Origin of the sequence: Ideonella flava (assembly GCF_051857595.1) — a bacterium.
GTDB lineage: Bacteria > Pseudomonadota > Gammaproteobacteria > Burkholderiales > Burkholderiaceae_C > Ideonella.
This window is the reverse complement of the sequence record NZ_JBPZHD010000006.1, coordinates 146654-173164: the sequence shown is the minus strand read 5'-3', so window position 1 is coordinate 173164 and position 26511 is coordinate 146654. Positions and strand designations below refer to the sequence as shown.

24 protein-coding genes are annotated in these 26511 nt (G+C 70.9%); 16 read left to right on the top strand and 8 right to left on the bottom strand.

Annotated elements, in window-relative coordinates:
* The first annotated feature begins 16 nt into the window (after nucleotides 1-16).
* Nucleotides 17-1117: a hypothetical protein gene (locus ACS5PM_RS14630; RefSeq protein ID WP_439388378.1), complete on the top strand. Its 1101-nt coding sequence runs from the start codon at nucleotides 17-19 to the stop codon at nucleotides 1115-1117.
* Between the two features lie 3 nt (nucleotides 1118-1120).
* Here ACS5PM_RS14630 and ACS5PM_RS14625 read toward each other — a convergent pair whose 3' ends face one another.
* The gene (locus tag ACS5PM_RS14625; protein WP_439388377.1) at nucleotides 1121-1588 is read right to left on the bottom strand and encodes an OsmC family protein; all 468 of its coding nucleotides are present in this window, start codon (nucleotides 1586-1588) and stop codon (nucleotides 1121-1123) included.
* A 111-nt stretch (nucleotides 1589-1699) separates the two neighbouring features.
* Between ACS5PM_RS14625 and ACS5PM_RS14620 the strand changes: the two genes are divergently transcribed.
* Nucleotides 1700-2593: a LysR family transcriptional regulator gene (locus tag ACS5PM_RS14620; RefSeq protein WP_439388376.1), complete on the top strand. Its 894-nt coding sequence runs from the start codon at nucleotides 1700-1702 to the stop codon at nucleotides 2591-2593.
* Between the two features lie 59 nt (nucleotides 2594-2652).
* On the opposite strand, the gene ACS5PM_RS14615 is transcribed toward ACS5PM_RS14620, so the two are convergent.
* From ACS5PM_RS14615 to ACS5PM_RS14595, 5 genes are all read right to left on the bottom strand, one after another.
* Nucleotides 2653-4014: a glutamine synthetase family protein gene (locus ACS5PM_RS14615; RefSeq protein ID WP_439388375.1), complete on the bottom strand. Its 1362-nt coding sequence runs from the start codon at nucleotides 4012-4014 to the stop codon at nucleotides 2653-2655.
* A gap of 35 nt (nucleotides 4015-4049) precedes the next feature.
* On the bottom strand, nucleotides 4050-4598 hold the full coding sequence (locus ACS5PM_RS14610) for a cysteine hydrolase family protein (RefSeq protein WP_439388374.1): 549 nt from the start codon (nucleotides 4596-4598) through the stop codon (nucleotides 4050-4052).
* A 17-nt stretch (nucleotides 4599-4615) separates the two neighbouring features.
* Nucleotides 4616-5584, bottom strand: a complete 969-nt coding sequence (locus ACS5PM_RS14605) for a Gfo/Idh/MocA family protein (protein WP_439388373.1) — start codon at nucleotides 5582-5584, stop codon at nucleotides 4616-4618.
* Between the two features lie 129 nt (nucleotides 5585-5713).
* A complete protein-coding gene (locus tag ACS5PM_RS14600; RefSeq protein ID WP_439388372.1) occupies nucleotides 5714-7504 on the bottom strand; it encodes a S8 family peptidase in 1791 nt (596 codons plus the stop codon).
* A gap of 195 nt (nucleotides 7505-7699) precedes the next feature.
* Nucleotides 7700-9196, bottom strand: a complete 1497-nt coding sequence (locus tag ACS5PM_RS14595; RefSeq protein WP_439388371.1) for a CYTH and CHAD domain-containing protein — start codon at nucleotides 9194-9196, stop codon at nucleotides 7700-7702.
* A gap of 82 nt (nucleotides 9197-9278) precedes the next feature.
* Here ACS5PM_RS14595 and ACS5PM_RS14590 point away from each other — a divergent pair, with 82 nt between their 5' ends.
* The 14 genes from ACS5PM_RS14590 (at nucleotide 9279) to trxB (ending at nucleotide 23679) form a co-directional block, all read left to right on the top strand.
* Nucleotides 9279-10121, top strand: coding sequence for a M90 family metallopeptidase (locus ACS5PM_RS14590; RefSeq protein WP_439388370.1), 843 nt, complete (start codon nucleotides 9279-9281; stop codon nucleotides 10119-10121).
* Between the two features lie 195 nt (nucleotides 10122-10316).
* Nucleotides 10317-11393, top strand: coding sequence for a flavodoxin family protein (locus tag ACS5PM_RS14585; protein ID WP_439388369.1), 1077 nt, complete (start codon nucleotides 10317-10319; stop codon nucleotides 11391-11393).
* A gap of 106 nt (nucleotides 11394-11499) precedes the next feature.
* A complete protein-coding gene (locus ACS5PM_RS14580; protein ID WP_439388368.1) occupies nucleotides 11500-12228 on the top strand; it encodes a TorF family putative porin in 729 nt (242 codons plus the stop codon).
* A 96-nt stretch (nucleotides 12229-12324) separates the two neighbouring features.
* Nucleotides 12325-12948 (top strand): RNA polymerase sigma factor, encoded by a 624-nt coding sequence (locus ACS5PM_RS14575; protein WP_439388367.1) that lies wholly within the window; start codon nucleotides 12325-12327, stop codon nucleotides 12946-12948.
* Nucleotides 12935-13621: a zf-HC2 domain-containing protein gene (locus ACS5PM_RS14570; protein WP_439388366.1), complete on the top strand. Its 687-nt coding sequence runs from the start codon at nucleotides 12935-12937 to the stop codon at nucleotides 13619-13621. The genes ACS5PM_RS14575 and ACS5PM_RS14570 overlap by 14 nt, the downstream gene beginning before the upstream one ends.
* Nucleotides 13618-14964 (top strand): S8 family peptidase, encoded by a 1347-nt coding sequence (locus tag ACS5PM_RS14565; protein ID WP_439388365.1) that lies wholly within the window; start codon nucleotides 13618-13620, stop codon nucleotides 14962-14964. Before ACS5PM_RS14570 ends, ACS5PM_RS14565 begins: the two co-directional genes overlap by 4 nt.
* Before the next feature lie 324 nt (nucleotides 14965-15288).
* Nucleotides 15289-15732 (top strand): CPBP family intramembrane glutamic endopeptidase, encoded by a 444-nt coding sequence (locus ACS5PM_RS14560; RefSeq protein ID WP_439388364.1) that lies wholly within the window; start codon nucleotides 15289-15291, stop codon nucleotides 15730-15732.
* A 75-nt stretch (nucleotides 15733-15807) separates the two neighbouring features.
* A complete protein-coding gene (locus ACS5PM_RS14555) occupies nucleotides 15808-17823 on the top strand; it encodes a choice-of-anchor D domain-containing protein (protein WP_439388363.1) in 2016 nt (671 codons plus the stop codon).
* A 29-nt stretch (nucleotides 17824-17852) separates the two neighbouring features.
* Nucleotides 17853-18374 carry a TlpA family protein disulfide reductase gene (locus ACS5PM_RS14550; RefSeq protein ID WP_439388362.1) on the top strand — a complete coding sequence of 174 codons (522 nt, stop codon included), beginning with the start codon at nucleotides 17853-17855 and terminating at the stop codon, nucleotides 18372-18374.
* A 17-nt stretch (nucleotides 18375-18391) separates the two neighbouring features.
* Nucleotides 18392-18622 (top strand): DUF4266 domain-containing protein, encoded by a 231-nt coding sequence (locus tag ACS5PM_RS14545; protein WP_439388361.1) that lies wholly within the window; start codon nucleotides 18392-18394, stop codon nucleotides 18620-18622.
* A 166-nt stretch (nucleotides 18623-18788) separates the two neighbouring features.
* Nucleotides 18789-19877, top strand: coding sequence for a DUF3570 domain-containing protein (locus ACS5PM_RS14540; protein ID WP_439388360.1), 1089 nt, complete (start codon nucleotides 18789-18791; stop codon nucleotides 19875-19877).
* Between the two features lie 10 nt (nucleotides 19878-19887).
* A complete protein-coding gene (locus ACS5PM_RS14535; protein ID WP_439388359.1) occupies nucleotides 19888-20856 on the top strand; it encodes an FAD:protein FMN transferase in 969 nt (322 codons plus the stop codon).
* Nucleotides 20853-22718, top strand: coding sequence for a protein-disulfide reductase DsbD (gene dsbD / locus ACS5PM_RS14530; protein WP_439388358.1), 1866 nt, complete (start codon nucleotides 20853-20855; stop codon nucleotides 22716-22718). The genes ACS5PM_RS14535 and dsbD overlap by 4 nt, the downstream gene beginning before the upstream one ends.
* 10 nt (nucleotides 22719-22728) lie before the next feature.
* On the top strand, nucleotides 22729-23679 hold the full coding sequence (trxB, locus tag ACS5PM_RS14525) for a thioredoxin-disulfide reductase (protein ID WP_439388357.1): 951 nt from the start codon (nucleotides 22729-22731) through the stop codon (nucleotides 23677-23679).
* A gap of 135 nt (nucleotides 23680-23814) precedes the next feature.
* Here trxB and ACS5PM_RS14520 read toward each other — a convergent pair whose 3' ends face one another.
* The gene (locus ACS5PM_RS14520) at nucleotides 23815-25536 is read right to left on the bottom strand and encodes an RICIN domain-containing protein (protein ID WP_439388356.1); all 1722 of its coding nucleotides are present in this window, start codon (nucleotides 25534-25536) and stop codon (nucleotides 23815-23817) included.
* 138 nt (nucleotides 25537-25674) lie between these two features.
* Nucleotides 25675-26355, bottom strand: a complete 681-nt coding sequence (locus tag ACS5PM_RS14515; protein ID WP_439388355.1) for a DsbC family protein — start codon at nucleotides 26353-26355, stop codon at nucleotides 25675-25677.
* Nucleotides 26356-26511: the final 156 nt, after the last annotated feature.

Below are 26511 nucleotides of genomic sequence, written 5' to 3'. Positions count from 1 at the left end.
GATCACGGAGGATGCCATGACGACGACCCGTCCAACCCTGTGCGCACTGCTCCTCGGCCTGTGCGCTGCCCTGCCGGCGTGGGCCGAGCGGCCGAGCTATCGCTGCGTCTACCTGGCAGACGCCGGTGCCGAGGATTTCTCCTGGCCTGAAGGGATCAACGGCGAAGGCACCATCGTCGGCCTCGGCAGCGCGAACGCGCTCGGGCCCCGTGCGGCGCGCTGGAAGAAGACCGCCGTGACCGACCTGGGCGACCTGGTCCCCGACCAGGGCCTCGGCTCGCGGGCCTACGGCATCAACGCCCAGGGCGTGATCGTGGGCAGCGGCCGCAATGAACTGCTCGACACCCGCCCCGTGCGCTGGAAGGGCGGCGTGATCCAGGAGCTGCCCACGTTGCCCGGCAGCCTGCGCGGGGAGGCCCATGGCATCAACGCACACAACCACATCGTGGGCAGCAGCAGCCAGGGCGACAACGCCCTGCCTTCGCACGCCGTGCTCTGGCGCGGCGACAAGCTGTTCGACCTCGGTGCGCTTGGCCCCCGGGCCAGCCGGCCGCAGCGCGCCAGCATCGCTCGCGCGATCAACGACGCCGGCACCATCGCCGGCGACAGCGACCTCGACGACCAACACAACTGGCACGCGGTGCGCTGGGACAGCGATCGGGTCATCCACGACCTCGGCACCCTGCCCACGGGCGCCCATTCGTCGGCCTACGGCCTGAACCAGGCCGGCACCATCGTGGGCCGCAGCAACTACGAGGGCGGCGCGCTCTACCAGTTCCATGCCGTGGCCTGGGTGGCCGACGTGCCACTGGACCTGGGCACGCTGCCGGGCCACGTCACCAGCCAGGCGCGCGCCATCAACGCCTCCAACCTCGTGGTCGGCAGCAGCGCCGCCGAGGGCAGCACCGCGCGGGCGGTGTTGTGGCGAGGGCTCGACCAGGCGCCGGTCGATCTCAACAGCCTGTTGCGCGAGCCGTGCGTGAACGACGTCGCCCATCGCTACACGCTGGTCGATGCGGCCGGCATCAACGACGGCGGCGTGATCGCGGCCACCGGCTGGACCATGGGGTGGGACGGCGGTCCGCGCTTCTCGGCGTTCCGCCTGGTGCCGCGCTGAGCGTCACCCCCGCGGCTCGCAGCGCACTTCGCACCGCACCGAGTTCGCGAGGAAGCAGGCCTCGTGCGCTCGATGGTGCAGCGCCTGCAGCTCGGCTGGCGTGGGCCGCTTCTCGCCGGCGAAGCGGCACAGCGGCCGCAGCGTGACCGTCTTCATCACGATGCGGCCCTGGGCGTCGCGGCCCATGTGGCCCTCGGCCTCGTCCTCGTAGTGGTCGACGGTCCAGCCGTCGCCGGCGGCCAGCGAGAGGAACCACAACAGGTGGCAGCTCGACAACGAGGCGACGAAGGCCTCCTCCGGGTCCACGCCGGCCGGGTCGGACATCGGCAGCGGCACGACGGAGGGAGAAGACGAGGCCACGACCTGCGCCCCGCCATCGAAACGCCAGTCGTGGCGGCGGCTGTAGCGCTGGTCGGTGAAGGCCTCCTGCTCGGCGCGGTGCCAGGCGACGAGGGCGGTGTGGGTGCTCATCGGGCGGTCTCCGGATGCAGACGCCATCTTCGAGCCCGGCGACGGGTGAATCAATACCGTCCTTGGCAGTGGTTTGCTGCGTCCAGCGCAGCAATCCCTACACTCGCCGGCATGGACAAGCTCAAGAGCCTGCAGACCTTCATCCGCATCGCCGAGCTCGGCAGCCTGACGGCCGCGGCGGGCGCACTCGGCATGTCGCTGCCCTCGGTCGTGCGCCAGCTCGCCGCGCTGGAGGCCCACCTCGGCACCCGCCTGTTCCAGCGCACCACCCGCCGCGTGAGCCTCACCGCCGAGGGCCGCGCCTACCTCGCGCGATGCCGCGACGCGCTCGGGTTGCTGGCCGAGGCCGATGCCGAGCTGCAGGCCGAAGGCGGCGAATGCCGCGGCCATCTCACCGTCACCGCGCCTGTCCTGTTCGGCCAGATGCACGTGGCGGCCCTGCTGGCCCGCTTCACGATGAGCCATCCCCAGGTCACTGCCGAGTTGCTGCTGCTCGACCGCTACGTGAACCTGGTCGAGGAGGGTGTGGACGTCGGCGTGCGCATCGGCGAGCTGGCCGATTCGTCGCTGGTCGCGGTGCCGCTGGGCGAGGTGCGACCGCTGATCGTGGCCAGCCCCGCCTGGCTCGAGCGCCACGGCACGCCGCGCGAGCCCGCTGCGCTGCGCGGATTCGAGTGCATCAGCTACAGCGGCGAACGAGAGGCCGACTGGCTGCTGGCCCACGGCGGGCGGCGCCTGCGCGTGCCGGTGCAGGGCCGGCTGCGTTTCAACCACCCCGGCGCGGCCTTGCGGGCTTGCGAAGAGGGCGCCGGCATCGGGCTGTTCCTGTCCTACCAGGTGCGCGAGGCCGTCGCCGCCGGCCGCCTGCGCCCGGTGCTCCGCAGCTTCCAGCCACCGCCGCAACCGGTGCAGCTGGTGCTGCCGCACGCCCGGCTGCTGCCGGCACGCACGCGGGCCTTCGTCGAGGCGGCCAAGGTGGAGCTGGCGGCGGCACTGAAGCCCTGAAGATTCTGCGATCCATCGCTGGCGAGCGCCGCCACTTGCCCGAAGTTCCGGGCAGGTTTTCACACCTGCGGCAACAGGTAGCGCCGCTCCCAGGCGCTGATCTCGCGGTCGTGGTCGTCCAGCTCGACCTCTTTCGCGGCCACGAAGCCGGTGACGAAGTCTTCGCCGAGCAAGCGCCGCGCGCTGGCGCTTTCGGCCAGCACTTGCCAGGCCTCGCGCGCGGTGCGCGGCAGCGTGTGCGCGTGGCCGTGGCCGTTGGCCTCGAGGGGTGCACTCGCCGCCAGGCCCTCGTCCAGGCCAGCCAGGCCCGCGGCCAGGGTGGCGGCGATGGCGAGGTAAGGGTTGGCGTCGGAGCCCGCCACGCGCTGCTCGATGCGGCGTGCCGCCGGTCCGCTGACGGGCACCCGCAGGCCCGCGCTGCGGTTGTCGTGGCCCCAGCCGAGGTGGATGGGCGCCTGGCTGCCACGCACGAAGCGGCGGTAGGAGTTGACGTGCGGCGCCAGCAGCAGCATCAGGTCGGGCAGGTAGGCCTGCAGGCCGCCGATGAATTGCTGGAAGCGCGGATGCTCGCTGCCGTCGCCCGCGCTGAAGACGTTCGCGCCCTCGCCATCGACCAGGCTGACATGCAGGTGCATCGAGCTGCCCGCCTGGCCGGCGATCGGCTTGGCCAGGAAGACGGCGTTCATGCCGTGCGCAATCGCCGTCTCGCGAGCCGCATGCTTGAAGAGGAAGGCCTGGTCGGCCACCGCCAGCGCGTTGCCGTGCCAGAGGTTGATCTCGAACTGCGAGCGGCCCACCTCGTGGATCCAGGTGTCGGCACGGATGCCCAACGTCTGCAGGGCCTGCTGGAAGGCCGTCCAGAACGGCGCCAGCTCGTCGAGCATGTTCAGGCTGAAGGCCGACTGGCCCACCTCGCGCCGGCCGAGGCGGCCGACGGGCGCCTGCAGCGGCTCGTTCGGATCGGTGCAGGGCGCACAGAGGTAGAACTCGATCTCGGGCGCCACCACCGGCGTGAGGCCGCGCTCGGCATAGCGGGCCAGCACGGCCTTCAGCAGCGAGCGCGGGGCCAGGACGCAGGGCCGGCCGTCCAGTTCGACGAAGTCGTGGATGGCCAGCGCGCGCGGCTGCTCGCGCGGGGCCCAGGGCGCGAGGCGCACAGTGGCGAGGTCAGGCACCAGCCGCACGTCCGGATCGTCCTCCGGGAAGATCGGGTGATCGGAGTACTCGCCGGTCACGGCCTGCATCGCAATGGCCTGCGCGATGCGCAGCTCCTGCCCCGCGAGGAAGGCGGACGCAGGCATGAGCTTGCCGCGCGGGTAGCCGGTCATGTCGGGAAACAGGCACTCGACCTGGCGCACGCCGGCCCGCTCGAACAGGGCGGCGGGCGTCTCGGCACCCGCGGGGAGATCGGCGACATGCATGGATCGATCTTGCCCCATCCGCGTACCCCGGCCGTTCAGCGGGGCTCGACCAACCGGGCGGCCAGCACGTCGGTGCCGGCCAGCTCGGCACCGGCCTCGGCCAGCTGCCGATTCACCTCGGCGCTGATCTCGTCGGCGCTGCGGCCATCGGACGGCCAGGTGCCGTGGCCGTCGCTGGCGACCTGCACGCGATAGCCCAGCGCCAGCGCCGAGCGGGCGGTGTTGGAGACGCAGAACTCGCTTTGCAGCCCGCACAGCACCAGGCCGGCGACCTCGCGGTCCTGGAGCTGCTTTTGCAGGTCGGTGCCGTCGAAGGCACTGGACTGCTGCTTCTTCAGCACGATGTCGGCGGCGGCGGGCACCAGCGACTCGTGCAGCTCGCCGTGCGGCGTGCCGTCCTCGAAGGCCGCGCCGGGCTCGTCGCAGTGGCGAACGAAGACGACGTGGTGGCCACCTTCACGAGCGGCCTGCAGCAGCCGGCCGGCGTGGCGCACGAGGCGCTCGGGCGAGGCCAGGGGCGGACAGCGGACACCGTCGAAGGCGCCGCGCTGGATGTCGATCACGAGCAATGCAGTACGGGACATGGAAGATCCGGTTCGGTTCATGACAAGGCCACCGGCGCGGTGGCGAGGATGCGCTCCACCAGCCGGACCACCTCGGCCGCCTCCTCGGGCGTGGCCAGGCCGTGGTCGGGCTCGCCGGCCAGCAGGCGGCGAAGGCCTTCGAGCTGGTTCGGCATGGAGTTGACGCGTTCGGAGAGATGGCCGCGGTAGTCGAGCCGCTGCCAGTCGGTGAGGGCGGCCGTGCCTTCTTCGCCGATCAGCTCGAAGCGGTTGTAGTCGTCGATGCTGCCCGCCACCTGGGCGTCGATCGACAGCGGCGTGTGTCCGCCGAAGCGCAGCCGGGCCGCCAGCTTCAGCTCGGCCCCGGCCGGGCCGCGTTCGAGCGCCACCGATTCGACCTCGCCGCGGCCGAAAAGCCGGGCGGCGAGGAACAGGAAGTGCGACACCACCTCGCGCGTGAAGCCGCCCTGCTGCGCAGCGGCGAGCCAGCCGGCGGCATCCGCCTGCCAGGCGCGCGGCCAGCGGGCGAAACGCAGCGTGAGATCGGCCCGCTCGATGCGGCCGAGCGCGTGATCGGCCACCAGCCGTCGCATCTGCCTCGCGGCATGCGACGTGGCGAACGGAAAGTTGACGCCGGCCCGCACGCCGGCGGCTTGCAGCGCGCGGCAGCAGCCTTCGGCATCCTCGATCGACGCGGCCAGGGGCTTCTCGCACAGGACCGCCTTGCCGGCCGCCGCGGCCATCTCGACGTGCGGCCGGTGCCACGCGGGCGGCGAGGCGATGTAGACGCAGTCCACCTCGGGGTGACCGACCACGGCTTCGGCGCTGTCGAGCATGGCCAGGCCCCGGGATGCCGCCTCGGGCGCGGGATCGCAAGCCGCCACGACACGGAACGCGGGGTGATCGCCCAGCGCCTGCGCCATTCTCCATCCCATCACGCCGAGGCCGACGATGCCTATGCCCCAGCGCGTCGGCGTCCGGCCGTTCTTGTTCGTGTTGCCGTTCACGTCCACCTTCCCTTCATCGCCGCGACCGTCACCGGCCTCGCGACCCTCCAATGTATCTGGCGGCCCTGTATCACGTTGTTGGCAACCGGCGCGAGTCGTGCCGGTTGCCGACATGGCGGTTCAAGTGCGTTACTGCGACTCGACCAGCGTGTACTTCCCGTTCGTCGCTCCCGTGCCGCCCGAGTAGTACACCACCCGCACGTACCAGGTGACGGCCGAGCCGCTGGTGTTGGTGCGCGTGATCTGGTCGACCTGGCCGGTGCCGTTGATGCTGTACGCCAGCCGCGTGCCGGAAGAGTTGTACAGGTACAGGTCGTAGTCCGAGCTGGCGTTGGGGGTCAGCTTCGAAGTGAGGGTCTTGCCCGCGGCGACGGTGAGCCTGAAGTAGTCGTTGTCGGTCGACGAGCCCATGGTGCCGGCCACGGTTGCCGGGTTCAGGGTGATGACCTGCGCCGCGGAGATCGAGTCGTTCGGCTCGGTCTCGGTCACGTTGCCGCCGCCTCCGCCGCCACCGGCTGCCGCGTCCACCGCGGCACTGGCGTTGACGATGCCAGCGCCGCATTGCGCGCAGTTGCCCGGGAAGGCGCGCGCGGTCGACTTCAGCATCGACTCGACCTGGTCAGGCGTGAGCGCGCTGTTCTTGGCCAGCATGAGGGCCACCACGCCGACCACGTGCGGCGTGGCCATCGAGGTGCCCTGGTAGTAGGCGTACGAATCCGCGCCCGGCGAGGTGGTGCCGGCGTTGAGGGTCGAATACACGCCATTGGCTGTGCCGCCGCTCATGTCGCCGCCCGGGGCCGCCACGTCGACCACCGAACCGTAGTTCGAGTAGTAGGCCCTGGCCCCCGTGCGGCCGACCGCCGCCACGGTGACGACCCCCGCGCAATTGGCGGGCGTGAAGTTCGCGGCATTGGCGTTGGAGTTGCCAGCCGCCACGACGACCACCGTGCCACGGCCACGCGCGCCGTTGATGGCCGCCTGGGTGGTCGAATCGCAGCTGCCGCTGCCGCCCAGCGACATGTTGATGACCCGCGCCGGATTGGCGTTGGTGGGCACGCCGCTGACCGAGCCGCCCGAGGCCCAGGTGATGGCGTCGGCGATGTCGGAGGTGTAGCCGCCGCACTTGCCCAAGACCCGTGCGGGGACGACCTTGGCGTTGAAGGCCACGCCGGCAACTCCACTCGCGTTGTTCGTGACGGCCGCGATCGTGCCGGCCACGTGGGTGCCGTGCCAGCTGGAGTTCTGTGCCGCGTGAGTGCCGCCGCATTCATTGGCCGCCACCCAGTCGCCCGGATCCAGCGCGCTGGAATCGCGTCCGTTGCCATCGTTGGCGACGAAGGTGTCGCCGATGAAGTCATAGCCGCCGACGATGTTGGCGGCCAGGTCGGCATGCGGCCGGTAGCCGGTGTCGATCACCGAGACGACCACGCCGGTGCCGGTGGACTTGTCCCAGGCCGGCGGGGTGTTCAGGCCCCCGGTGGCCTCGTAGTAGTGCCACTGAAGGTTGTAGCTCGTGTCGTTGGGGGTGAAGAGAACGTGCAGGCGCCGGTCGGGCTCGGCGTACTCCACGTCCCCATCGGCATCGGCCACGGCCTTCGCCAGCGCGCGCGCCTCGCTCGCCGCCAGCAGGTGGTCGAGCTTCATGACGTGCGCGCCGAAGGCGTTCGAGCGCAGGTAGCGCATCTGCACGCCGGCCCGGTTGGCGGCCTCGTGGGCGAGAGCCATGGCCTGGCTGTCGGCGTGCGCGAACGCCGCGGTGCCGGATCTGTACTTGAGGATCAGCCGGTCGGTGTGGCCGCTGATAGCGGCCTCCAGCGCACTGCGCGCGCCGTCCTCGGTCTCGGGGCCGCTGCCGGCGCGGGCGGCGGGGGCCAGCAGCATGGCGGCGGCGGCTGCGGCCGCCAGTAGCAGTCTGTTCATGGGTACTCCTTGATCGACGCTGGGGTGGGCCGGTCTCGTCGATGACGACTCCGGCCGGTCGGCCCGATGCAGGTCGGCAAGGAGCCGCGGGGTCCGCCGGCATTCATGTGCCATCGGACCGCGCGGATCTTGCGCGCCGCGTGCAGGCCTCCGCATCCCCCGAACGGGTGGAGCCATCCCCCCAGGAAGCCGCGCCTACCAGAAGCGCCTGGAGCGGCCCACCGCGCGCAACGCGCCGCCGCAACGGGCGGCGGCGACCTGCTGCTGAGAGACCAGCCAGCCACACGCGAACCAGGCCTCGGGCTGGCGCGTGGCGGCGCTGCGGTACAGCGGCAAGGCAGTGAGCAGGTCCTGGTGCTCGCCCAGCGCATCTTGCGCGGCGGCGAGCGTGCGCAGGTAGCGCTTCGTCGCCTTGGCATGCCCGAACAGCGGCCCCACGATGTCGACGAGGTAGCGCAGGCGCTTGATGCGCTTGCGGGCCTGGTGCTGGGCGCTTTCCGGCAGCTTCTCGAAATCGCGGCCGGCGCGGGCGGCCTGGCGGTGCAGCCGGTCCAGCCGGTCCCCTGCATGACGGCGCGCCTGGTGCGGCGACAAGCCGGGCGCGCTGTCCTGGCTTTCCACCAGCAGGGCCAGCAGCGCCTGCTGCACCGGCTCGGCCCGCACCAGCGCGGCCGGCGATGCGGCCGCTAGGGGCTCGTCTCCCAGGCGCCAGTCGACGGCCGGGGCACCGGCCGATTCCAGGCGCGGCGCCAGGCTCGCCCACAGGGCCGCCTCGTCGCGGCCGGCGCCCAGCGCCCGGAACAGCTCGACCAGCGGCGGCAACCAGTTCGGAGGACTTTGCAGTGCCACCAGCGGCCCCAGCTCCTGCACGACCGTGCGCAGCCGCCGGATGCCCACGCGCAGCTGGTGGACATGCTCGGCCATGGGGCTGCCCGCGGCTACGGCGCTGGCATTCGGCAGGACCATCGCCACCGCGCTGGCCAGGCCGGCGCGCCACAGCGCCCGGCCGTCGGGGTGCCGGGGCAGCGCCGACGGCGCGAAGCGCACCGGCTCGGCCCAATCGAGCTGGCGGGCCAGCAAGTCGCCGCGCTCCGCCTTCGACACCGTGTCGAACCACAGGCCGTGCCACGAGATGCCGGTGGCCGCCTGCCGCACCAGATCGGCCAGCGAACCTTCGACCAGCTCGTACTCCAGCTCGCAAACGCGGGCCACCGAGCCGCCGGCGCGGATCTCGCCTTCGTCGAAGGCCAGCTCGACCACGCCGCCCTCGCGGTCGGCGACACGCAGCGCGCGCCGCAGGATGTCCGTCTCCATGACCGGCTGCAGGCGCGAGGCATCGAACGCCTCGATAGCCACGCCCAGCGCCTGCTCCCAGGCCTCGGCCGCCGGCGTGCCGGCGTGTCGCGCAGGCACTGCCAACGGCGGCCCCGCTCCTCGCGCCGGTCGCGGCAGCGCGACGTTGTGCTCGTGACGCTCGGCCGCGTGAGCGCCCCTGGCCTTGAGCGTCTGCACCCAGCGCGGGCCCTCCTGCCGGACGCGCAGCGCGATGCCGGCTCGCGCGAGCGCGCCGTCGGGCGTGTCCATGTAAAGGGCGCGCAGCCGCTGGCGGCGCGGCACCGCGCGGGCCATGGCCGCACGCACCGCGGCGGCATGCTCGGCCGGCACCTGGAACTTCAGCTCGGTTTCAAACATGGGATTCGGCCGAGCATAACCATTGAAAGCGGCGGCGGCGGACCCAGCTGGGAGCTTCAGCCTCTCGTCACGAAAGCCCTGAGTGCCCGTTTCGATCGATGCCCTGTCGCTGCTGCTCGGCGGCACGCTCTTCCTGGCCGTGCTGCTGGGCGGCCTGTCGGGCCCGCGAACGTGGCGCGCCTGGCGCCGCCGCCGCGTCGCCAGCCTGCCCTTCCCGGCCGCGTGGCGCACCATCCTGCGCCGGCGCATGCCCTTGCTGCGGCGGCTGCCGGCCGACCTGCAGCTGCAGCTCAAGCGCCACATGCAGGTCTTCCTGGCCGAGAAACCCTTCATCGGCTGCAACGGCCTCGAAGTGACCGAGGAGATGCGGGTGCTGGTGGCCGCGCAGGCCTGCCTGCTGATCCTCAACCGGCCGAGCGAGTACTTCCCGAACCTGCGGCAAGTGCTGCTCTACCCCTCGGCCTACTGGGTCGACCGGCGCGAGGGCGGCGCCGGCGGCGTGCAGCACGAACGCCGCGAGGCGCGCAGCGGCGAGTCGTGGGTGCAGGGGCAGGTCATCCTCTCCTGGCCCGACGTGCTGGCCGGCGCGGCCGACCCGACGGACGGCCAGAACCTCGTGATCCACGAGTTCGCCCACCAGCTCGACCAGGAGCGCGGCCGCGCCACCGGCGCGCCCTTCCTCGGCGAGCGGGCCCGCTACGCACGCTGGGCCGCGGTGATGAGCGCCGAGTACCGCCGCCTGCGGGAGCAGCTCGCGCGCGGCGAGCCGACGCTGCTGTCCGCCTACGCCGCCAGCGAACCGGCGGAATTCTTCGCGGTGGCTTCCGAAGTCTTCATCGAGCAGCCGCAGGCGATGGCCGAAGCGCACCCCGAGCTGTACGGCGAACTGTCCCGCTACTACCGCGTCAGCCCCAAGGATTGGTAGCCCCCACGGTCCCACCGCCGCGGGCTCGCCTTTTGCCCCCTTTCGGCCGCGCCACGCGCCGGCCTTTTCCAGGGCGTGCGCGGATCCGGTTTTGCCGGTCCGGCGGCGCGAGCCCCAGGACCCTGGAGGGGCCCGTGGCGGGCCCGGGGGCAGCCCCTGGCAAGGGGCGTGGGGGCACACACCACGGAGCCTGCGATGTCGAAGATCAGCGTGAGAAAGGGCCAGGCACCGGGGATGCTGGATCGCCAGGCCTTCGGCGAGCGCTTTCGCCAGCGCTTCGCGGACCCGGCCTTCGAGGCGGAGCGGCCGGCGCTGGAGCGCGTCGAGGAGATCGCCTGGCAAGGCTATGCGAAGTCGCGCAAGGCGCCGCGCACCCGCCCGGCGGGCGCTGGCTTCGCGGATCCGCACTACGAGCTGTCGGAAGAATGGCTCCAGACCCGAGACCGGCTGCAACAGGCGCAGCAGCGCTGGGCCGACCCTGCGACGCCTTCGCGCGCCCTGCTCGTCGCCTGCGCCTCCCGCAACGACGGGACCTGCCCTGGCGAGATGTCCAAGACCTTTCGCCTCGCCGAGATCGCGCGCCAGGCGCTGGCCAACGAAGGCATCGTCACCGACCTGCTGGACCTGAGCCATCTCACCTCCGATTACGCGCGCCACATCCACCCGTGCAAGGGCTGCGTGTCGACCGCCATGCCGCTGTGCCACTGGCCCTGCAGCTGCTATCCCAACCATGCCCTGGGCCAGACCAACGACTGGATGGCCGAGATCTACGAGCGCTGGGTCAGCGCGCACGGCATCGTGCTGCTGACGCCGGTGTACTGGTACCAGGTCACCAGCCCGCTGAAGCTGATGATGGACCGCCTCGTCTGCGCCGACGGCGGCAACCCCGACCCGACCAGCACCCACGGCAAGGATCCGGAGCGCGCCAAGCAGCTCGAGCTCGACGGCTGGCCCTACCCCAAGCACCTGGCCGGCCGCTGCTATGGCGTCGTGGTGCACGGCGACGTCGCGGGCATCGAGGGCGTGCGGCGATCCCTGTGCGACTGGCTGGACTGGATGGGCCTCGTCGACGCCGGCCCCCAGGCCCGGCTGGACCGCATGATCGGCTACTACCAGCCCTATGCCACCAGCCACGAAACGCTGGACGAAGACCACGACCTGCAGGACGAGGTGCGCGTGGTCGCCCAGGCCTTGGCCCGAGCCGTCTCGCTGCTGCGCGCCGGCCACCTCAGCACGCCCGACCACGCGCTGCGGCCACCGCGCCGCAAGTGAGCGCACTACGGGGACTTTCTGATCAGGCGCTCAGCCCACGCAGCCGATAACCTCGGCTGGTGAGGGGCTCGATTCCTAGAATGGCCTTCGCCTGCCCAGCGCCCCGATGTCGTACCGTCCCGATCTGCTCCGTCGAATCCTGCTGACCGCCACGCTGAGCGCGACCTGCGTCGCACAGGCCGAGGCGCAGACCGTGGACACCAGCATCAACGTCGGCGTGAGTTCGGCCTGGCTGATGCGGGGCATCCCGCTGACCCGCAGCGGCACCGCGGCGGTCTTCGCGAGCGCCGATGCCTATTCGACCGGCGGCTGGTCGGTGGGCGGCCTCGTCGGCCACCTCGAGACGCAGGATGGCAAGGACACGTCGGCGCTGAACATTCGTGCAGGCTACGAGACCACCTTCGACGGCCGCTGGACGCTGCTGGGCCAGTTCCGGCATCTGAGCTATCCGGAGTCGGATGCGCTGCAGGCCTGGTGCTACAACGAAGTGGGGGCCAGCCTGGCCGATACCGACCGATGGGTGCTCAGCTGGTCGGCCGAGACCCGCCGCGGCCCGGGCTGCAACCAGCACTACGGGCCCATCGTCGTCAGCCGCTCGCTGGAGCTCAATGGCCGCTATCCGCTGCAGCGCGGCTTCCACCTCGGGGCCGGCCTGGGCCGCAGGATGTACGGCGCCGGCGAGGGCTATCTCTACGGCCAGGCCGGCGGCGGCTGGTCGGGCCTGGGCGGCGCGAAGCTGCTGCTCGACCGGGTGTGGGTCTCTTCGCAGGCCCGTTTCATCTACGGCGACATCGCGCGCGACCGCTGGGTGCTGACCGGCCTGTACAACTTCTGAGTCCGGCGCGACTTTATTCACACCGGCGCTCAACCTTCCTCATGCGCGCCGGGTACTGACCGATCACAGCTGTCGCCCTCTTCACGCGTTCGCCCGATGTTCAATCCCTTTCGCCGCCCGCCGCCAGGCACGCCCGCCACGTCAGAACAGACGTGGCTGCGGCGCATCGCCGAATCGCAGGACCGGGCCGCGCTGGCCGCGCTGTACCGCGAATACCAGCCCCGGCTGGTGCGCTTTCTCGGCCGCGTGACGCGGCACGAGGCGCTGATCGAGGAGGTCATCAACGACACGCTGTGGGTCGTCTGGCAGCGTGCCGCCGATTACCGCGGCGACGCCCGCGTCTCGACCTGGATCATGGGCATCGCCTACCGCGTGGCGATGAAGGCCCTGCGCGACCAGGACGACCCGTGCTGGCGAGGCGCCAGCGACGACAGCGAACTGGAAAACCTGCTGGTCACCGACCCGCGGGCCGATCGCGAGACGCGCGACTGGCTGGCCAAGGGCCTGGCCCGGCTGCCGCCCGACCAGCGCCTGACGGTGGAGCTGGTGTACGGCCAGGGCCACACGCTGGAAGAGACCGCCGCGATCATGGAGTGCCCCGTCGGCACCGCCAAGGCGCGCCTGTTCCATGCCCGCGTCAAGCTGCGAAACCTGCTGCCCGAGCTGGCCGGCGAGCCGGAGCTCGCCCAGGCCGAAGGATCGAACGATGAAAACTACTGAAAACCGCCTGCACCAGGAAACCTGGGCCCTGCTGCCCTGGCTGGCCAACGGCCGCGCCGACGCCGCCCAGCGCCGCCGCGCCGAATCCCACCTGGCCGAATGTGCCGACTGCCGCGCCGAGTTGGCCCGTGAGCAGCGCCTGACCGCCGCCATGGCCCTGCCCAGCATGAGCGGCCCCGACATGTCGCAAGGCATGGCTCGCCTGATGCAGCGGATCGACCATGCCGAGTCGGTGCGCGCACCGCGGCAGCCACGGATCGCCTCCGGCGGCAGTGGCCGGGCCGCCACCATCCGCCTGTCCACTGCGACCGTGCTCGGCGCCGTGCAGCTGGCGCTCGTCGCGATGGCCGCGGTCTGGTGGGTCCACGGCCACGCGCCGGCCGAAGCCCCCGCCGGCGGCTACCAGACGCTCACCCAGGCACCCGCCTCCGCCACGCCGTCCACGACCGGCCTGCGCGTCGTCTTCCACGCCGGGCAGCCGATCGGCGAGCTGCAGGCCCTGCTGGTCACGCATGGCCTGGCCATCGTCAGCGGCCCCACCGAAGCCGGCGTGTTCACGCTCAACCCGACCGCCCCCCTGACCGCCCGCGAACTCGACGCGGTGGCCAGCGAACTGCGTCGTTCGCCCGCCGTGGCCTTCGCCGAAGCGACCGGACCGGTGGCTGCCAGGTGAAGCCGCTGCATCGCATCGCCGTGCTGGCGCTGGCCGCCGCGCTGGCGGCCGCCCTGGGCGGATGCGGCCACACGGCGACACCGTCGGCGTCCGCCACCGCGGGCGCCGCGCCTGCGCCGCTGGTGGGAGGCGCGCCGTCCGGCGAAGCCGGCCGCGTGGTGGTCATTGCAGTGGCCAACACCGTGGGCGAGCTGCCCCTGTCGTCCGGCAGCACGCCCGGCCTGTACAGCAAGAAGCCGGGTTATGTGGCGGGCGTCCGGGCGGAAGTCCTGATGGAAGAAGTGGCCCGCGCCCACGGCCTGAAGCCCCTGGATTCCTGGCCCATCCGTTCGCTGGGCCTTCACTGCGCGACCTTCCTGATCCCCGAGGGCGCCTCGCGGGACGAGGTGCTGGCCGCCCTGGCGCGCGACTCGCGCGTGGCGCTGGCGCAGCCACTGCAGGAGTTCGGCACGCTCGGCGCGCCGGGCGCCACTGTCGCCGCCGCCATCGCGCCTTCGTCCGCCGGCAAGGCCTCGGGCGAGCAGCCCTACAACGACCCCTACTTTCCGCTGCAACGCGGCCTGGTCGGCTTCGGCATTGCCCAGGCCCACCGCTGCGCGCGCGGCGACGGCGTGCGAGTGGCTGTCATCGACACCGGCGTGGAGACCGACCACCCCGACCTCGCCGGCGTGCCGGCCGACACGGCGAACTTCGTGGACCATGACGCGGCGCGCTTCCAGCGCGATCACCACGGCACCGAAGTGGCCGGCCTGATCGCCGCCCAGCCCGGCAACGCGACCGGCATCGTCGGCATCGCCCCGGGTGCCAAGCTGCTTGCGCTCAAGGCCTGCTGGGAGCGCAACGACGGCACGGCGACCTGCAACTCGTTCACTCTTTCGCAAGCCCTCGCCTCCGCCATCGACCGCGGCGCCCAGGTCGTCAACCTGAGCCTCGGCGGGCCGGCGGACGAGCTGCTGACCAAGCTTTTGCGCGTGGCCCTTTCACGCGGCATCGTGGTCGTCGGCGCCGTGCCGCCCGGCGGGGCGCGCGACGGCTTCCCGCTCGGCGTGCCGGGCGTGATCGCGGTGCAGGATCTGGGAACCCCCAGCGCCGGCCCGGTGGCCGCCCCGGGCCGCGAAGTGCTCACCCTGATGCCCGGCGGCCGCTACGACTTCGCCACCGGCACTTCGATGGCCGCCGCGCACATCAGCGGCCTGGCCGCCCTGATGCTGCAACGCCAGCCCTCGCTCGACGGCCCGCGCATCGAGAAGCTGCTGCGCGACCAGGCCACGAGCCAGCCTTCGACCCCGCTGAACGCCTGCCGCGTGCTCGAAGCACTGGATTCCCACTGCGGCTGCGGCTGAGGGACGGCGAGGCCCACTCTCTCCCGTTCACCCTGAGCTTGTCGAAGGGCCAGGCCCGGTGGCACATCGCCAGCCTTCGACAGGCTCAGGCCGAACGGGGAGTGGGGTCACGGCCGCTCAGTGTCATGCGTCTGGCCCACCTCTTTCCGTTCACCCTGAGCTTGTCGAAGGTCTGAGCTTGTTGAAGGTCTGAGCTTGTTGAAGCGCGCCGCTGAACGGGCGATCGTGAAGAGCGCACAAAAAAACATCAAGTTGCTTCTGGCCGGCCTCCGGCCACAACCGTTTGCGGCGAGCGCGGTACCTACATGGCAATGAAGCTGCGCGATGAACGCGTGGCAACGAGTGCCGAGTCCACCGCCCGTGATCGCCTGCCGCATTCCCCGCCCTGCCGAGTCTTCGCCGAACGCCCTGGCGCTCGGGTGCTGGCTCGGCATCGCGGTCGCGGGTCTCGTGCTGCTGCCCGCAGGCAGCGCCATCCGTTCTCTGTGGCTGGCGCCGTGGTGTGAAGAGGTGGTGTGGCGCTGGGGCCTGCAGGCACCGCTGGCACGCCGCGTCGGCGCTGGTGCTGCCATAGCCCTCAGCGCCCTGGCTTTCGGCCTGGCTCACTTGCTGTTCGCCCGCGACGCGGCCGATGCCTGGCGCGCCGCTGCCACCGCACTGCCCGCCGCGTGGATGGGCCTCGTGTTCGCACGCAGCGGCCGCATCACCCCCTGCGTCGCCTGGCATGCCGCCTTCAATTTCGCATGGCTGGCCGCCCATGGCCCTTGATGGCCGAACTGCCGTCCAGCCCGATAACTGGTTACCCACACTGATCAACCCACCGCACGACGGAGAAGACAAGTCATGACATCCCGCTCTCCCTGGCCGGCGCTGAGCCTGGCCGCCCTGCTGGCCTGGCCCCTCGCCGGCCACGCCGCCGACCCGGTCCTCGGCTCCAGCAAGTTCTCGCAGAACTGCTCCGGCTGCCACTCGGTGGCCTCCACCGCCACGGTCGATCGCGGCCGCAACAGCCCCTCGATGATCCGCTCGGCGATCGGCAGCGTCGGCATGATGGGCGGCCTGTCGTCGCTGTCCACCACCGACCTGGAGGACATCGCCGCCTACCTCGGCAACGCGCCGAGCTCGCTGAGCTTCGCGCAGACCACCGTCGGCCAGACCAGCGCCACGCAGACGGTCACCGTTCGCGCCAGCCGCACCGCCGCATTGAGCAACCTGGCGGCCAGCGTCAGCGGTGACTTCGCCCGCAGCGGCGGCACCTGCGGCAGCTCGCTGCCGGCCAGCAGCAGCTGCACGATCACCGTCGCCTTCACCCCCACTGCCGCCGGCACCCGCAGCGGCACGCTGAGCATCACGCACAGCGGCCTGACGACCGCCGTGCCGATCGCCCTGTCCGGCACCGGAGCCGCGGCGGCCACGCAGTCGACCATCTCGCTCGACGCGAGCACCTTCGCCTTCGGCAACCAGACGGTCAACACGACCAGCGGCGCGAAGACCCTGACCGTCAGCAACACCGGCAACGCCGCGCTGAACTTCAGCGCCATCACCGTCGGCGGCGCAGCCGCTGCGGATTACAGCGCCACCGGCGGCTGCGCCGTCGGCACGCCCGTGGCCGCGGGCGGCTCCTGCAAGCTGACGTTGCGCTTCGCTCCCAGCGCGACCGGCAGCCGCAGCGCCTCGCTGACGCTGAAGTCGGACGCCTCCAACGGCGACGCCACCGTGTCGCTCAGTGGAACCGGCCAGGCCGTCGCCACGCCGCAGGCCAGCCTGTCGCCGTCCAGCGTGTCCTTCGGCAGCGTGACGGTCGGCAACAGCTCGACCGCTCAGACCGTCACCCTGACCAACAGCGGCAGCGCGGCCCTGAGCATCACCGACATCTCGGCGGCCAGCCCCTTCAGCGCCACCCACGCCTGCGGCAGCAGCCTGGCCGCCGGCGCGAACTGCAAGATCAGCGTCGTCTTCACGCCCACCGGCTCGGGCGCCGCCAGCGGCAACCTGAGCGTGAGCAGCAATGCCAGCGGCTCGCCGCACACCGTGGGCCTGTCGGGCACCGGCGTGCTGGCCAGCACCGGCATCCTGCAATGGACCGACTCGTCGGCCGTGGCCTTCGGCAACGCGACCGTCGGTGACGATGCGGCCACGCACACGCTGACCCTGTCCAACACCGGCAGCGGCACCGCCACGCTGGGAGAGTTCACCGTCAGCGGCAGCAACGCCGCGGACTTCCGCGTGGACGGCAGCTCCACCTGCGCGGCCAGCCAGCAGCTCGCCGCCGGCGCGCAGTGCACGCTGGTCCTGGGCTTCTCGCCCAGCGCCGCCGGCGCCCGCAGCGCCAGCCTCGCAGTGAGCGCGACCAACGCCAGCACGCCGGATGCGATCGCGCTGTCGGGCACCGGCGTCGCCGCCGCGGCCCCGGCGCTGGGCCTGTCGGCCGAGTCGCTGTCCTTCATCGCTCCGGCGACCGGCACCGCCGGCGCGCAGACGCTGACCTTCACCAACACCGGCACCGCCGACCTGCACCTCACCGCGCTCACGCTGAGCAACAGCAGCTTCAGCCTGGGCAGCACCGGCAGCTGCGGTGCAGCGCCCATCGCCCTGGCTGCAGGTGCCAGCTGCACCGTCGACGTCAGCTGGGCCGGCACGGCCGCCAGCAGCACCGAGACGGCCACGCTGACCATCACCGGCGACATGCCCGGCGCCACGGCCACCGTGGCCCTGAGCGGCCAAGGCAGCAGCGAAGAGCCCTCGAACCAGGGCGGTGGCGGCTGCACGCTGGGGGCGGGCACCGGTGCCGCGGATCCGCTGCTGATCCTGATGGCCGCCCTGGCCGGCCTGCTCGTCTGGTACCGCCGCAAGGCCTGACTGCGCCACTGCTTCCAAGGAGCATGACCATGAGCTTCCGCATCTCCCGTCGCGCGCTGCTCCAGGCCACCGGCCTGGCTGCCGCCACCCTCGCCCTGCCCCGTTCCGCCATGGCGGTCGAAGCCGGCCAGGCCCTGCCGATCACCAGCGTGCCCGGCGCCGCCGGCCAGGCCGCGGTGCCGCTGTTCGACGGCAAGGCCCGCGCCACCTACATCGACTTCTGGGCCTCGTGGTGCGGCCCCTGCCGGCAGTCCTTCCCGTGGATGAACCGCATGCAGTCGCAGTTCGGGCCCAAGGGCCTGCGGGTGGTCGCGGTCAACCTCGACAGCCAGCCGGCCGATGCGCAGCGCTTCCTCGCGCAGTGGCCGGCGCAGTTCACGCTGGCCTTCGACCCCACCGCGGAAGCGGCCCGCCGCTTCGGCATCAAGGCCATGCCGAGCTCGGTGCTGCTGGGCGCCGACGGCAAGGTCATCGCCACCCACGCCGGCTTCCGCGACGAAGACACCGCCCCGCTCGAAGCGCGCATTGCCGCCGCGCTCGGCGCCTCCTGAACGACTGGACGATCGACATGACCCCTTCGTTTCCGACCCGACTCTTCGCCTCGGCGCTGGCCGTCGTGGCCCTGGCCGGTTGCGCCATGCAGCCGCCGCAAGCCTGGGAAAAGCGCGCCCTCGCCAAGCCCGAGATGACCATGGCCGGCGACCCGCTGGCCGACCGCTTCGACCAGCACATCTACAACAGCAAGGAAAACGCCTCGGGCGGCTACGGAGTAGGCGGAGGCGGTTGTGGTTGCAATTAAGCCCCCACGCCCCCTTCCGGGGGCTGCCCCCCGAGGGGGCTCGCGCAGCGGACCGGCAAAGCCGGATCCGCGCACGCCACTTGAAGTGAGCGGCGCTGCGCGCGCTCCGTCGGTGGAGCCGGATCTGCGCGCAGGCCGTTCTTTTGGTGGTGTGTTAGCCGCAGCCTTGCTGCTGCCCGGCGTGATGGCGCCCGCGGCCCACGCCGAGACCGCGCCCGAGCAGGGCGTGGTGGCGGTCAAGATGTCGAACTACCGCGACTGGCAACCGGGCCTGGAACGGGTCAAGGTCGATGCGCCGTCGATCTACGCCCTCGTGCCGCTGGATGCGCACTGGTCGCTCGAAGGCTCGGCCGTCAACGACGCCGTCTCGGGCGCCTCGCCCCGCTATCACAGCGCGGTCTCGGGCGCTTCGAAGATGGACGATTCGCGCACCGCGGGCGACGTCAAGCTGACCCACTACGCCGAGCGCCAGGCCTGGTCCATCGGCGCGGCGAGCTCGAGCGAACACGACTACCGCTCGAACGCCCTCTCGGGCGAGTGGCGCCTCTCCAGCGAGGACAACAACCGCACCTGGAACATCGGCCTGGCCTACAGCGACGACGCCATCGGCTCGACCAACGACCCGACGCTCGACAAGAGCCGCCGCACCTGGCAGCTCATGGCCGGCGTCACGCAGGCCTGGACGCCGGTCGACCTGGTGCAACTGAACCTGGGCCTGAGCGTCGGCAAGGGCTATTTCTCGGACCCGTACAAGTTCCCCGACTCGCGGCCCGACGAGCGCCGTCAGACCACCGCCCTCCTGCGATGGAACCACCACTTCGAAGGCTGGGGCAGCACGCTGCGCACCAGCTGGCGGCTGTACGACGACAGCTGGGGCGTGCGCGCCAACACGCTGGACGCCTCCTGGGTGCAACCCGTGGCCGAGGGCTGGACGGTGACGCCGATGCTGCGCTACACGACGCAACGCGCGGCCCGCTTCTACTACGACCCGGTCTACGACGCCACGCTGGGCGCGCCCTTCCCGCCCGGCTTCAGCCGCCTGACGAACTACTCGGCGGACCAGCGGCTGTCGGCCTTCGGCGCGGCCACGGCCGGCCTGCGCGTCGATTGGCAGATCAACCGGCAATGGAAGCTGGACCTGAGCTACGCCCGCTACGAGCAGCGCGGCGACTGGCGCCTCGGCGGCGACGGCTCGCCCGGCCTGGAGCCCTTCTCGGCCCGCTGGTGGCAGCTGGGCGTCTCGCGCAGCTTCTGAGCGTCGTGCCATGAATCCGGTGGGCTCACACGACCACGACGGCTGGCACCTTCGCTTCGGCGCGATGGCTTCGCACTGCGAGATCGTCGTCGCCGGCGACGATGCCGGAGCGCGACACGCCGCCCATGAAGCCATGGTCGAGGTGCAGCGCATCGAGGCCAAGTACTCACGCTACCGCGAAGACAGCGTCGTCTCGCGCATCAATGCCGCCGCGGGACGCGGCCAGGCCACGGCCATCGATGCCGAGACCGCCGGCCTGCTGAGCTTCGCGGACCAGTTGCACCGCAGCAGCGGCGGCCTGTTCGACCTGACCAGTGGCGTGCTGCGCAAGGCCTGGGACTTCCGCAGCGGCCGCGTGGCCAGCGCAGGCGAGCTGGAAGCCCTGCGCCCGCTGGTCGACTGGCGCCGCGTCGTCCGGGACGAGCGCCAGCTGCTGTTGCCCGAGGCCGGCATGGAACTGGACTTCGGCGGCATCGGCAAGGAGTACGCCGCCGACCGCGCACAGTCGGTGCTTGCACGGGCCGGCGTCGGCCACGGCTTCGTCAACCTGGGCGGCGACCTGCGGGTGCTCGGGCCGCGCACCGACGGCCGCCCGTGGCGCTTCGGCATCCAGCATCCGCGCGAGCCGGGCGCGCTGTGCGCCTCGGTCGAGTTGCGCGACGGCGCGCTGGCCACCAGCGGCGACTACGAGCGCTTCTTCATCACCCCCGAGGGCCGGCGCTGCTGCCACATCCTCGATCCGCGCAGCGGCCAGCCGGTGACGCACTGGCAGTCGGTCAGCGTGGTCGCGCCGGTCTGCGCCGCCGCCGGCGCGCTCGCCACGGTGGCGATGCTGCTCGGCCCGGATGGCGCGTCCTTCCTGCGCGGCCAGGGCGTGGCCTTCCTGGCCATCGACGCCGCCGGCCGCATCGACTCCCACGAGATCCTTCCCTTCACCCCCGCCCTTCCCGCCCACCCCGATTTCGTCCCCACCTTATGAGCTCCCTGTTGTTCACCTGGGCCCGGCGCCTCGCCGCCGGCCTGCTGGCGGCGGCTGCACTGCTGCCCGCCGCGCGTGCGGCCGATGACCCCGCCTTCCTCGACCCCGCCGAGGCCTTCAAGCCCCGCGTCAGCATCGGCCACGACCAGGCCCTGCACATCGCCCTGGCCATCGCTCCGGGCTACCACCTTTACCGCGAGCGCTTCAGGCTGCAGGCCGATCCGGAGCTGGCGCTGCCGGCCCCGACCCTGCCGCCCGGCCGCGAGACCTTCGACACCAACTTCAACCAGACCATGACGCTGTGGGAAGGCACGGTCGAGGTCATCCAGCCGCTGCCTGGCGGCATCAAGTCCGCTTCGCTGGCGCTGGGCTACCAGGGCTGCGCGGACCGCGGCCTGTGCTACCCGCCGCAACACGGCACGGTGCGGCTGGCACGTGACGGCGACGGCGCCTTGACGGCGTCGTGGGAGCCGGCAAGCGACATGTTCGCCGCGCCCGCTCCCGAGGCCGCCCCCGCCGCCGCGAGCGCGGCCCCAGCGCCCGCTCCGGTCACGGTGGACACGCCCTCCGACGACGCCAGCCACACGGGCGTGCTGTCCTCCGGCAGCCTGCTGAAGGTGGTGCCGATGTTCCTGCTCGGCGGCCTGCTGCTGTCGTTCACGCCTTGCGTGCTGCCGATGCTGCCCATCCTGTCGTCGATCATCGTCGGCCAGGGCGCGCCGGTGTCACGCGGCCGCGGCTTCACGCTCGCGCTGGCCTACTCGCTGGGCATGGCGATGGTCTACACCGCCGCCGGCGTCGCCGCCGGCCTGCTCGGCTCGGGCTTCGCCGCCACGCTGCAGAACCCGTGGGTGCTGGGCAGCTTCGCGACGCTGCTGGCCGTGCTCTCGCTGTCGATGTTCGGCGTGTGGGAGTTCCAGATGCCGTCGTTCATCCAGAACCGCGTCAACAACGCCTCCAACCAGTTGCCGGGCGGCCGCCATTTCGCGGTGTTCGCCATGGGCGGCCTGTCGGCCCTGCTGGTCGGCCCCTGCGTGGCCGCGCCGCTGGCCGGCGCACTGCTCTACATCAGCCAGACGCGTGACGTGCTGCTGGGCGGCGCCGCCCTGTTCGCCCTGGCCGCCGGCATGAGCGTGCCGCTGCTGCTGCTGGGCCTGTCGGCCGGCAGCCTGCTGCCGCGCGCCGGCCGCTGGATGGAACAGGTCAAGACCTTCTTCGGCCTGATGCTGCTGGCGGTCGCGCTGTGGCTGGTGTCGCCGGTGCTGCCGGCGCCGGTGCTGATGTTCGTGCTGGGCGCCGGCGCGCTGGCCGCGGTGCTCATGCTCGGCGCCTTCGAGGCCGGCACCTGGCGCCTGTGGCGCGGTGTCGGTGGCGTCGCTGCGCTGTGGGGCGTGGCCCTGATGGCCGGCGCGCTGTCGGGCGGCGACAGCGTGGTGCAGCCCCTGCGCCACCTGGCGCGTGCCGGCGGTGGCGTCGTCTCCACGGCCGCGGCCGCGACCGCCGAAGGCCCGGGCTTCCAGCGCATCACCACGGTGCAACAGCTGGACGACGCCTTGCGCACGGCCGGCCGGCCGGTGGTGCTGGACGTCTATGCCGACTGGTGCGTGGCCTGCAAGGAGATGGAGCACCTGACCTTCCGCGACCCGGCCGTGCAGCCGCGGCTGGAGCGCGCGCTGCTGCTGCAGGCCGACGTGACCTCCGACACCCCCGAAGCCAAGGCCCTGATGAAGCGCTTCAGCCTCTTCGGCCCGCCCGCGGTGATCTTCTTCGATGCGCGTGGCACCGAGGTCGCCAGCGCCCGCACGATCGGTTTCGAGAAGGCCGAGCTCTTCGCCCGCCGCCTCGATCACGCCAACCTTTGAGCCTCCCCCGATGAGCAACCAGACCACCCACGCCCAGGTCCTGATCCTCGGCTCCGGCCCGGCCGGATACACCGCGGCCATCTATGCGGCCCGCGCCAACTTGAAGCCCCTGCTCGTCACCGGCCTGGCCCAGGGCGGCCAGCTGATGACCACCACCGAAGTCGACAACTGGCCGGCCGACGTGATGGGCGTGCAAGGGCCCGAGCTGATGCAACGCTTCCTGCAGCATGCCGAGCGCTTCCAGACCCGGATGGTGTTCGATCACGTCAACGAGGTCGACCTGTCCACGCGTCCGTTCAAGCTCAAGGGCGACTCCGGCAGCTACACCTGCGACGCGCTGATCATCGCCACCGGCGCCTCGGCCAAGTACCTGGGCCTGCCGTCGGAAGAGGCCTTCATGGGCCGCGGCGTCAGCGGCTGCGCCACCTGCGACGGCTTCTTCTACCGCGGCGACACGGTCGCGGTGGTGGGCGGCGGCAACACCGCGGTCGAGGAGGCGCTGTACCTGTCCAACATCGCCGACAAGGTGCACCTGGTCCACCGGCGCGACAAGTTCCGCGCCGAGCCCATCATGATCGACAAGCTGATGGACAAGGTCGCCGCCGGCAAGATCGAGCTGCACCTGCACAAGACACTGGACGAGGTGCTGGGCGACCAGAGCGGCGTCACCGGCGTACGGCTGGCCGACGTGAACGGCGGCCCGAAGACCGAGCTGGCGCTCAAGGGTTGCTTCATCGCCATCGGCCACGAGCCGAACACCGGCATCTTCAAGGGCCAGCTGGAGATGAAGGACGGCTACCTCCTCACCCGCGGCGGCCATGAGGGCTTCGCCACCATGACCAGCGTGCCCGGCGTGTTCGCCGCCGGCGACGTGCAGGACCACGTCTATCGCCAGGCCATCACCTCGGCGGGCACGGGCTGCATGGCGGCGCTGGATGCGCAGCGCTTCCTGGAGCGCTGAACGGATTCAAGCCATCGGATCGGCCACACGAGGTCCGACATCGCATCAAGCGACCTCGCATGGCCGACCGCCGGGCCGCCGGCCTCGGCTGCTGCCCGGCTCGCCCCGATGGGCACCGCCGGGACAGCCGGTGTGTCACTTCATCGACACGCCGCCGTTGGCGTAGTACCGCTTAGCAAGGTTGAGCATGTAGTCGCCATCGTTGCCGACGCAGGTCTGGTACGTGTCGCCGCAACCGAACTGGACCGCGATCACGTGGGCGTTCGCCAGGTCGTTCATCCGGTTGAAGACGTTCAAGACCTTGTCGTCCTTCCAGTGGTTGTTCCAGTTGGTCATGTTGGCGTTGCCCAGGGGAACCTGCCAGAGCTCGATGGGCTTGCCGACGCCTTCGGTCACCAGCTTCAGAAAGGCGATGTACTTCTTCCACTTCGCGTCATCCCACTCGTAGGAATGGTCGCCGTAGGTCAGCACGGCCCACGCGGCGTCGCGGTCGGTCACATCGGTCGCGAGGAAGTCGCCCTTGCCGGCACCCAGCCCCTGGTAGTACTTCAGGCAGGCCTTCGGGCCCCGCGTCGCGGTGTCGTCTTCGAACCAGTCCCAGCAGGTCAGGTGCAGCCCCACCACGGCCTTGGGCGCATACGTGCGGGCCATCTTGATCAGGCAGCTCGCCAGGCCCGCCGCGCTGTTCTCCTCGTACGCGCAATCGGTCGGATTGGCCGACTGCACCTGGGCCGGAACGTAGTGCGGGTCGTTGGGATGGTCGCCGCTCTGGACGCGGATGAAGCCCCAGAAGTCAGGCTCCAGGTGGATGATGTTCTGGTTCGTGCCGATCTTCTTCAGGAAGAACCGGTAGTCGTCCATGTAGCCCTTCAACAGCGGCCCGTTGTTGATGCCGCCCGTGGGATTCGCGTGACCGTCGGTGCCGGAGTACTGCTTCTCCAGCGCGCCTTGCGCCTCTCCGAGCTGCGCTCCCGAATACCAGGTGAACTCCTGGATCAGGGGGGTGCCCGCCGAGTTCGCCGAGTTCGCTTTCGCGTACTTGTTCGTATTGGTGATCTGCTGGCCGGACGTCCAGTCCCATTCGCCAGCGCCCCAACAACCCCACCAGGGTCGCGCGTCCGAAGTACACCCCTGGTAGCACTTCTCGTAGCACGCCTCGTACGGCGCGGAGAGGCTGTGGATGTACTGGTAGGTCACGTCGAACGTCGCGGCCTTCCGGGTGGCGTCATCGAGCGCGCCGCCGATGAGGATCTTGGTGTGACCCATGAAGCTGCCGAAGGATCCGGTCGTGCTGCCGCTCTTGCCGCAGCCACCGTCCACAGGGTTGAAGTACCAGTTCTGCAGCCCGGAGCCCTTGGAGTGCTGCTTCAGTGCAGTGCCTGCGCTCTTGTCGGCGACCGTCAGCAGCTTCTTCGAGAAGTTCGATGTGATGTTGTAGGCGTCGCCGTTCGCGGTGAGCAGCCACTGCTGGTTGGAGTTGCCCGTGTAGCTCCACTGCTTGATGGGGGCGTCCTCGCTGCTGTCCCAGCCATACAGGTCGAGCGCCGAGCTGCTGTGGGCCGCGACCATTGTCCAGATCCCCTTGCTCAACTCGGTCAGGGTCCACTGCTGGTTGGCCTGCCCGCCGCCGTTCCACTGCAGGACGGTCGCCGCGTTGGCCGTCGAGGCCCCGCCCACATCCATCTGCAGGCCGCTGTCCTTGTTGACGACGTAGTACTTGTTGCCGCTTACCGGAGGGTCGCTGCAGTTGGCAGCGCTGGCGGCCCCTGCGACGGACAAGCCGGCGGCCAACATGGCGATACGCGCAGTGCCCGCGGCACTCCAGCGCCAATTCGAAAGCAAATACCCTTGATTCATGGCTCGCACAAGTCCTCGATGGTTACGGGTGGGTCGCTCGAACAGCTTCGGCTTTGCGCGGTCGTGTTCGCGTTGTCCGAGCGAGTTCATCGTATTTATGGGCCCGCGGCGAGGCATGATGGAAACGTGACCCGTCGGCTATGGTTTTGCCGCGGGCCCCTGCAATCCCAATTCACGTTCCAATTTCACGGCGCTGAGTGCACCACTCGTCCTGGTGCCGTTCTCGAAGACGAGCGTCGGCGTGCCCCGGATCGCGAGCTTGTTGCGAAGAAGGAGGTTGCGATCCAGCGCGCCCGTGTCGCAGTCTGGCCGTGCGACCGGCAATTTGCCCTCGCGCATCCAGGCCCCCCAGGCCGCGCCCCTGTCCGGGTCGCACCAGATCGCCTTGGCCTTGTCCACTGAGCCTGGCCCCAGGATCGGCATGAGGAAGGTATAGACGGTGACGTCATCCCGCTCCTGCAGCATGCTTTCCAACTCCTTGCAGAACGGGCATTCAGGGTCGGCGAAGACCGCGACCTTGCGCGTACCGCTGCCGCGGATGGACACGACGGCGTCCCGCAGCGGCAAGGTGGAGAAGTCGACCTTCGAGATCTTGGCGATTCGGGCCTCCGTCAAGTTCATGCGCGTGCGGGTGTCGAGCATCTCGCCGCGAATGACGTAATCGCCATGCGAGTCGGTATAGAAGACCGACACCCCGGAACGCACCTCATAGAGACCGGCAATGGGCGAAGGTGTCACTTCGTCGACGACGGTGGACGGCGGCAGCCGCGCGGCCAACGCCTTGCGGATCTCCGCCTCCTGCGCCGTGGCGGCGTGCATCAGAACACCCAGCCCTATCACGAGCCCGAATTGGCGCGCGGTCGACCGGCCCCGGCGGGACGCGGCCCGCATGCGATGGAAATGTGGCATGCGGCCATGGTGTCGCAGCACGGCGCTTCAAACATGATGGCGGGATGATCATCCCGCCCGGCCCGC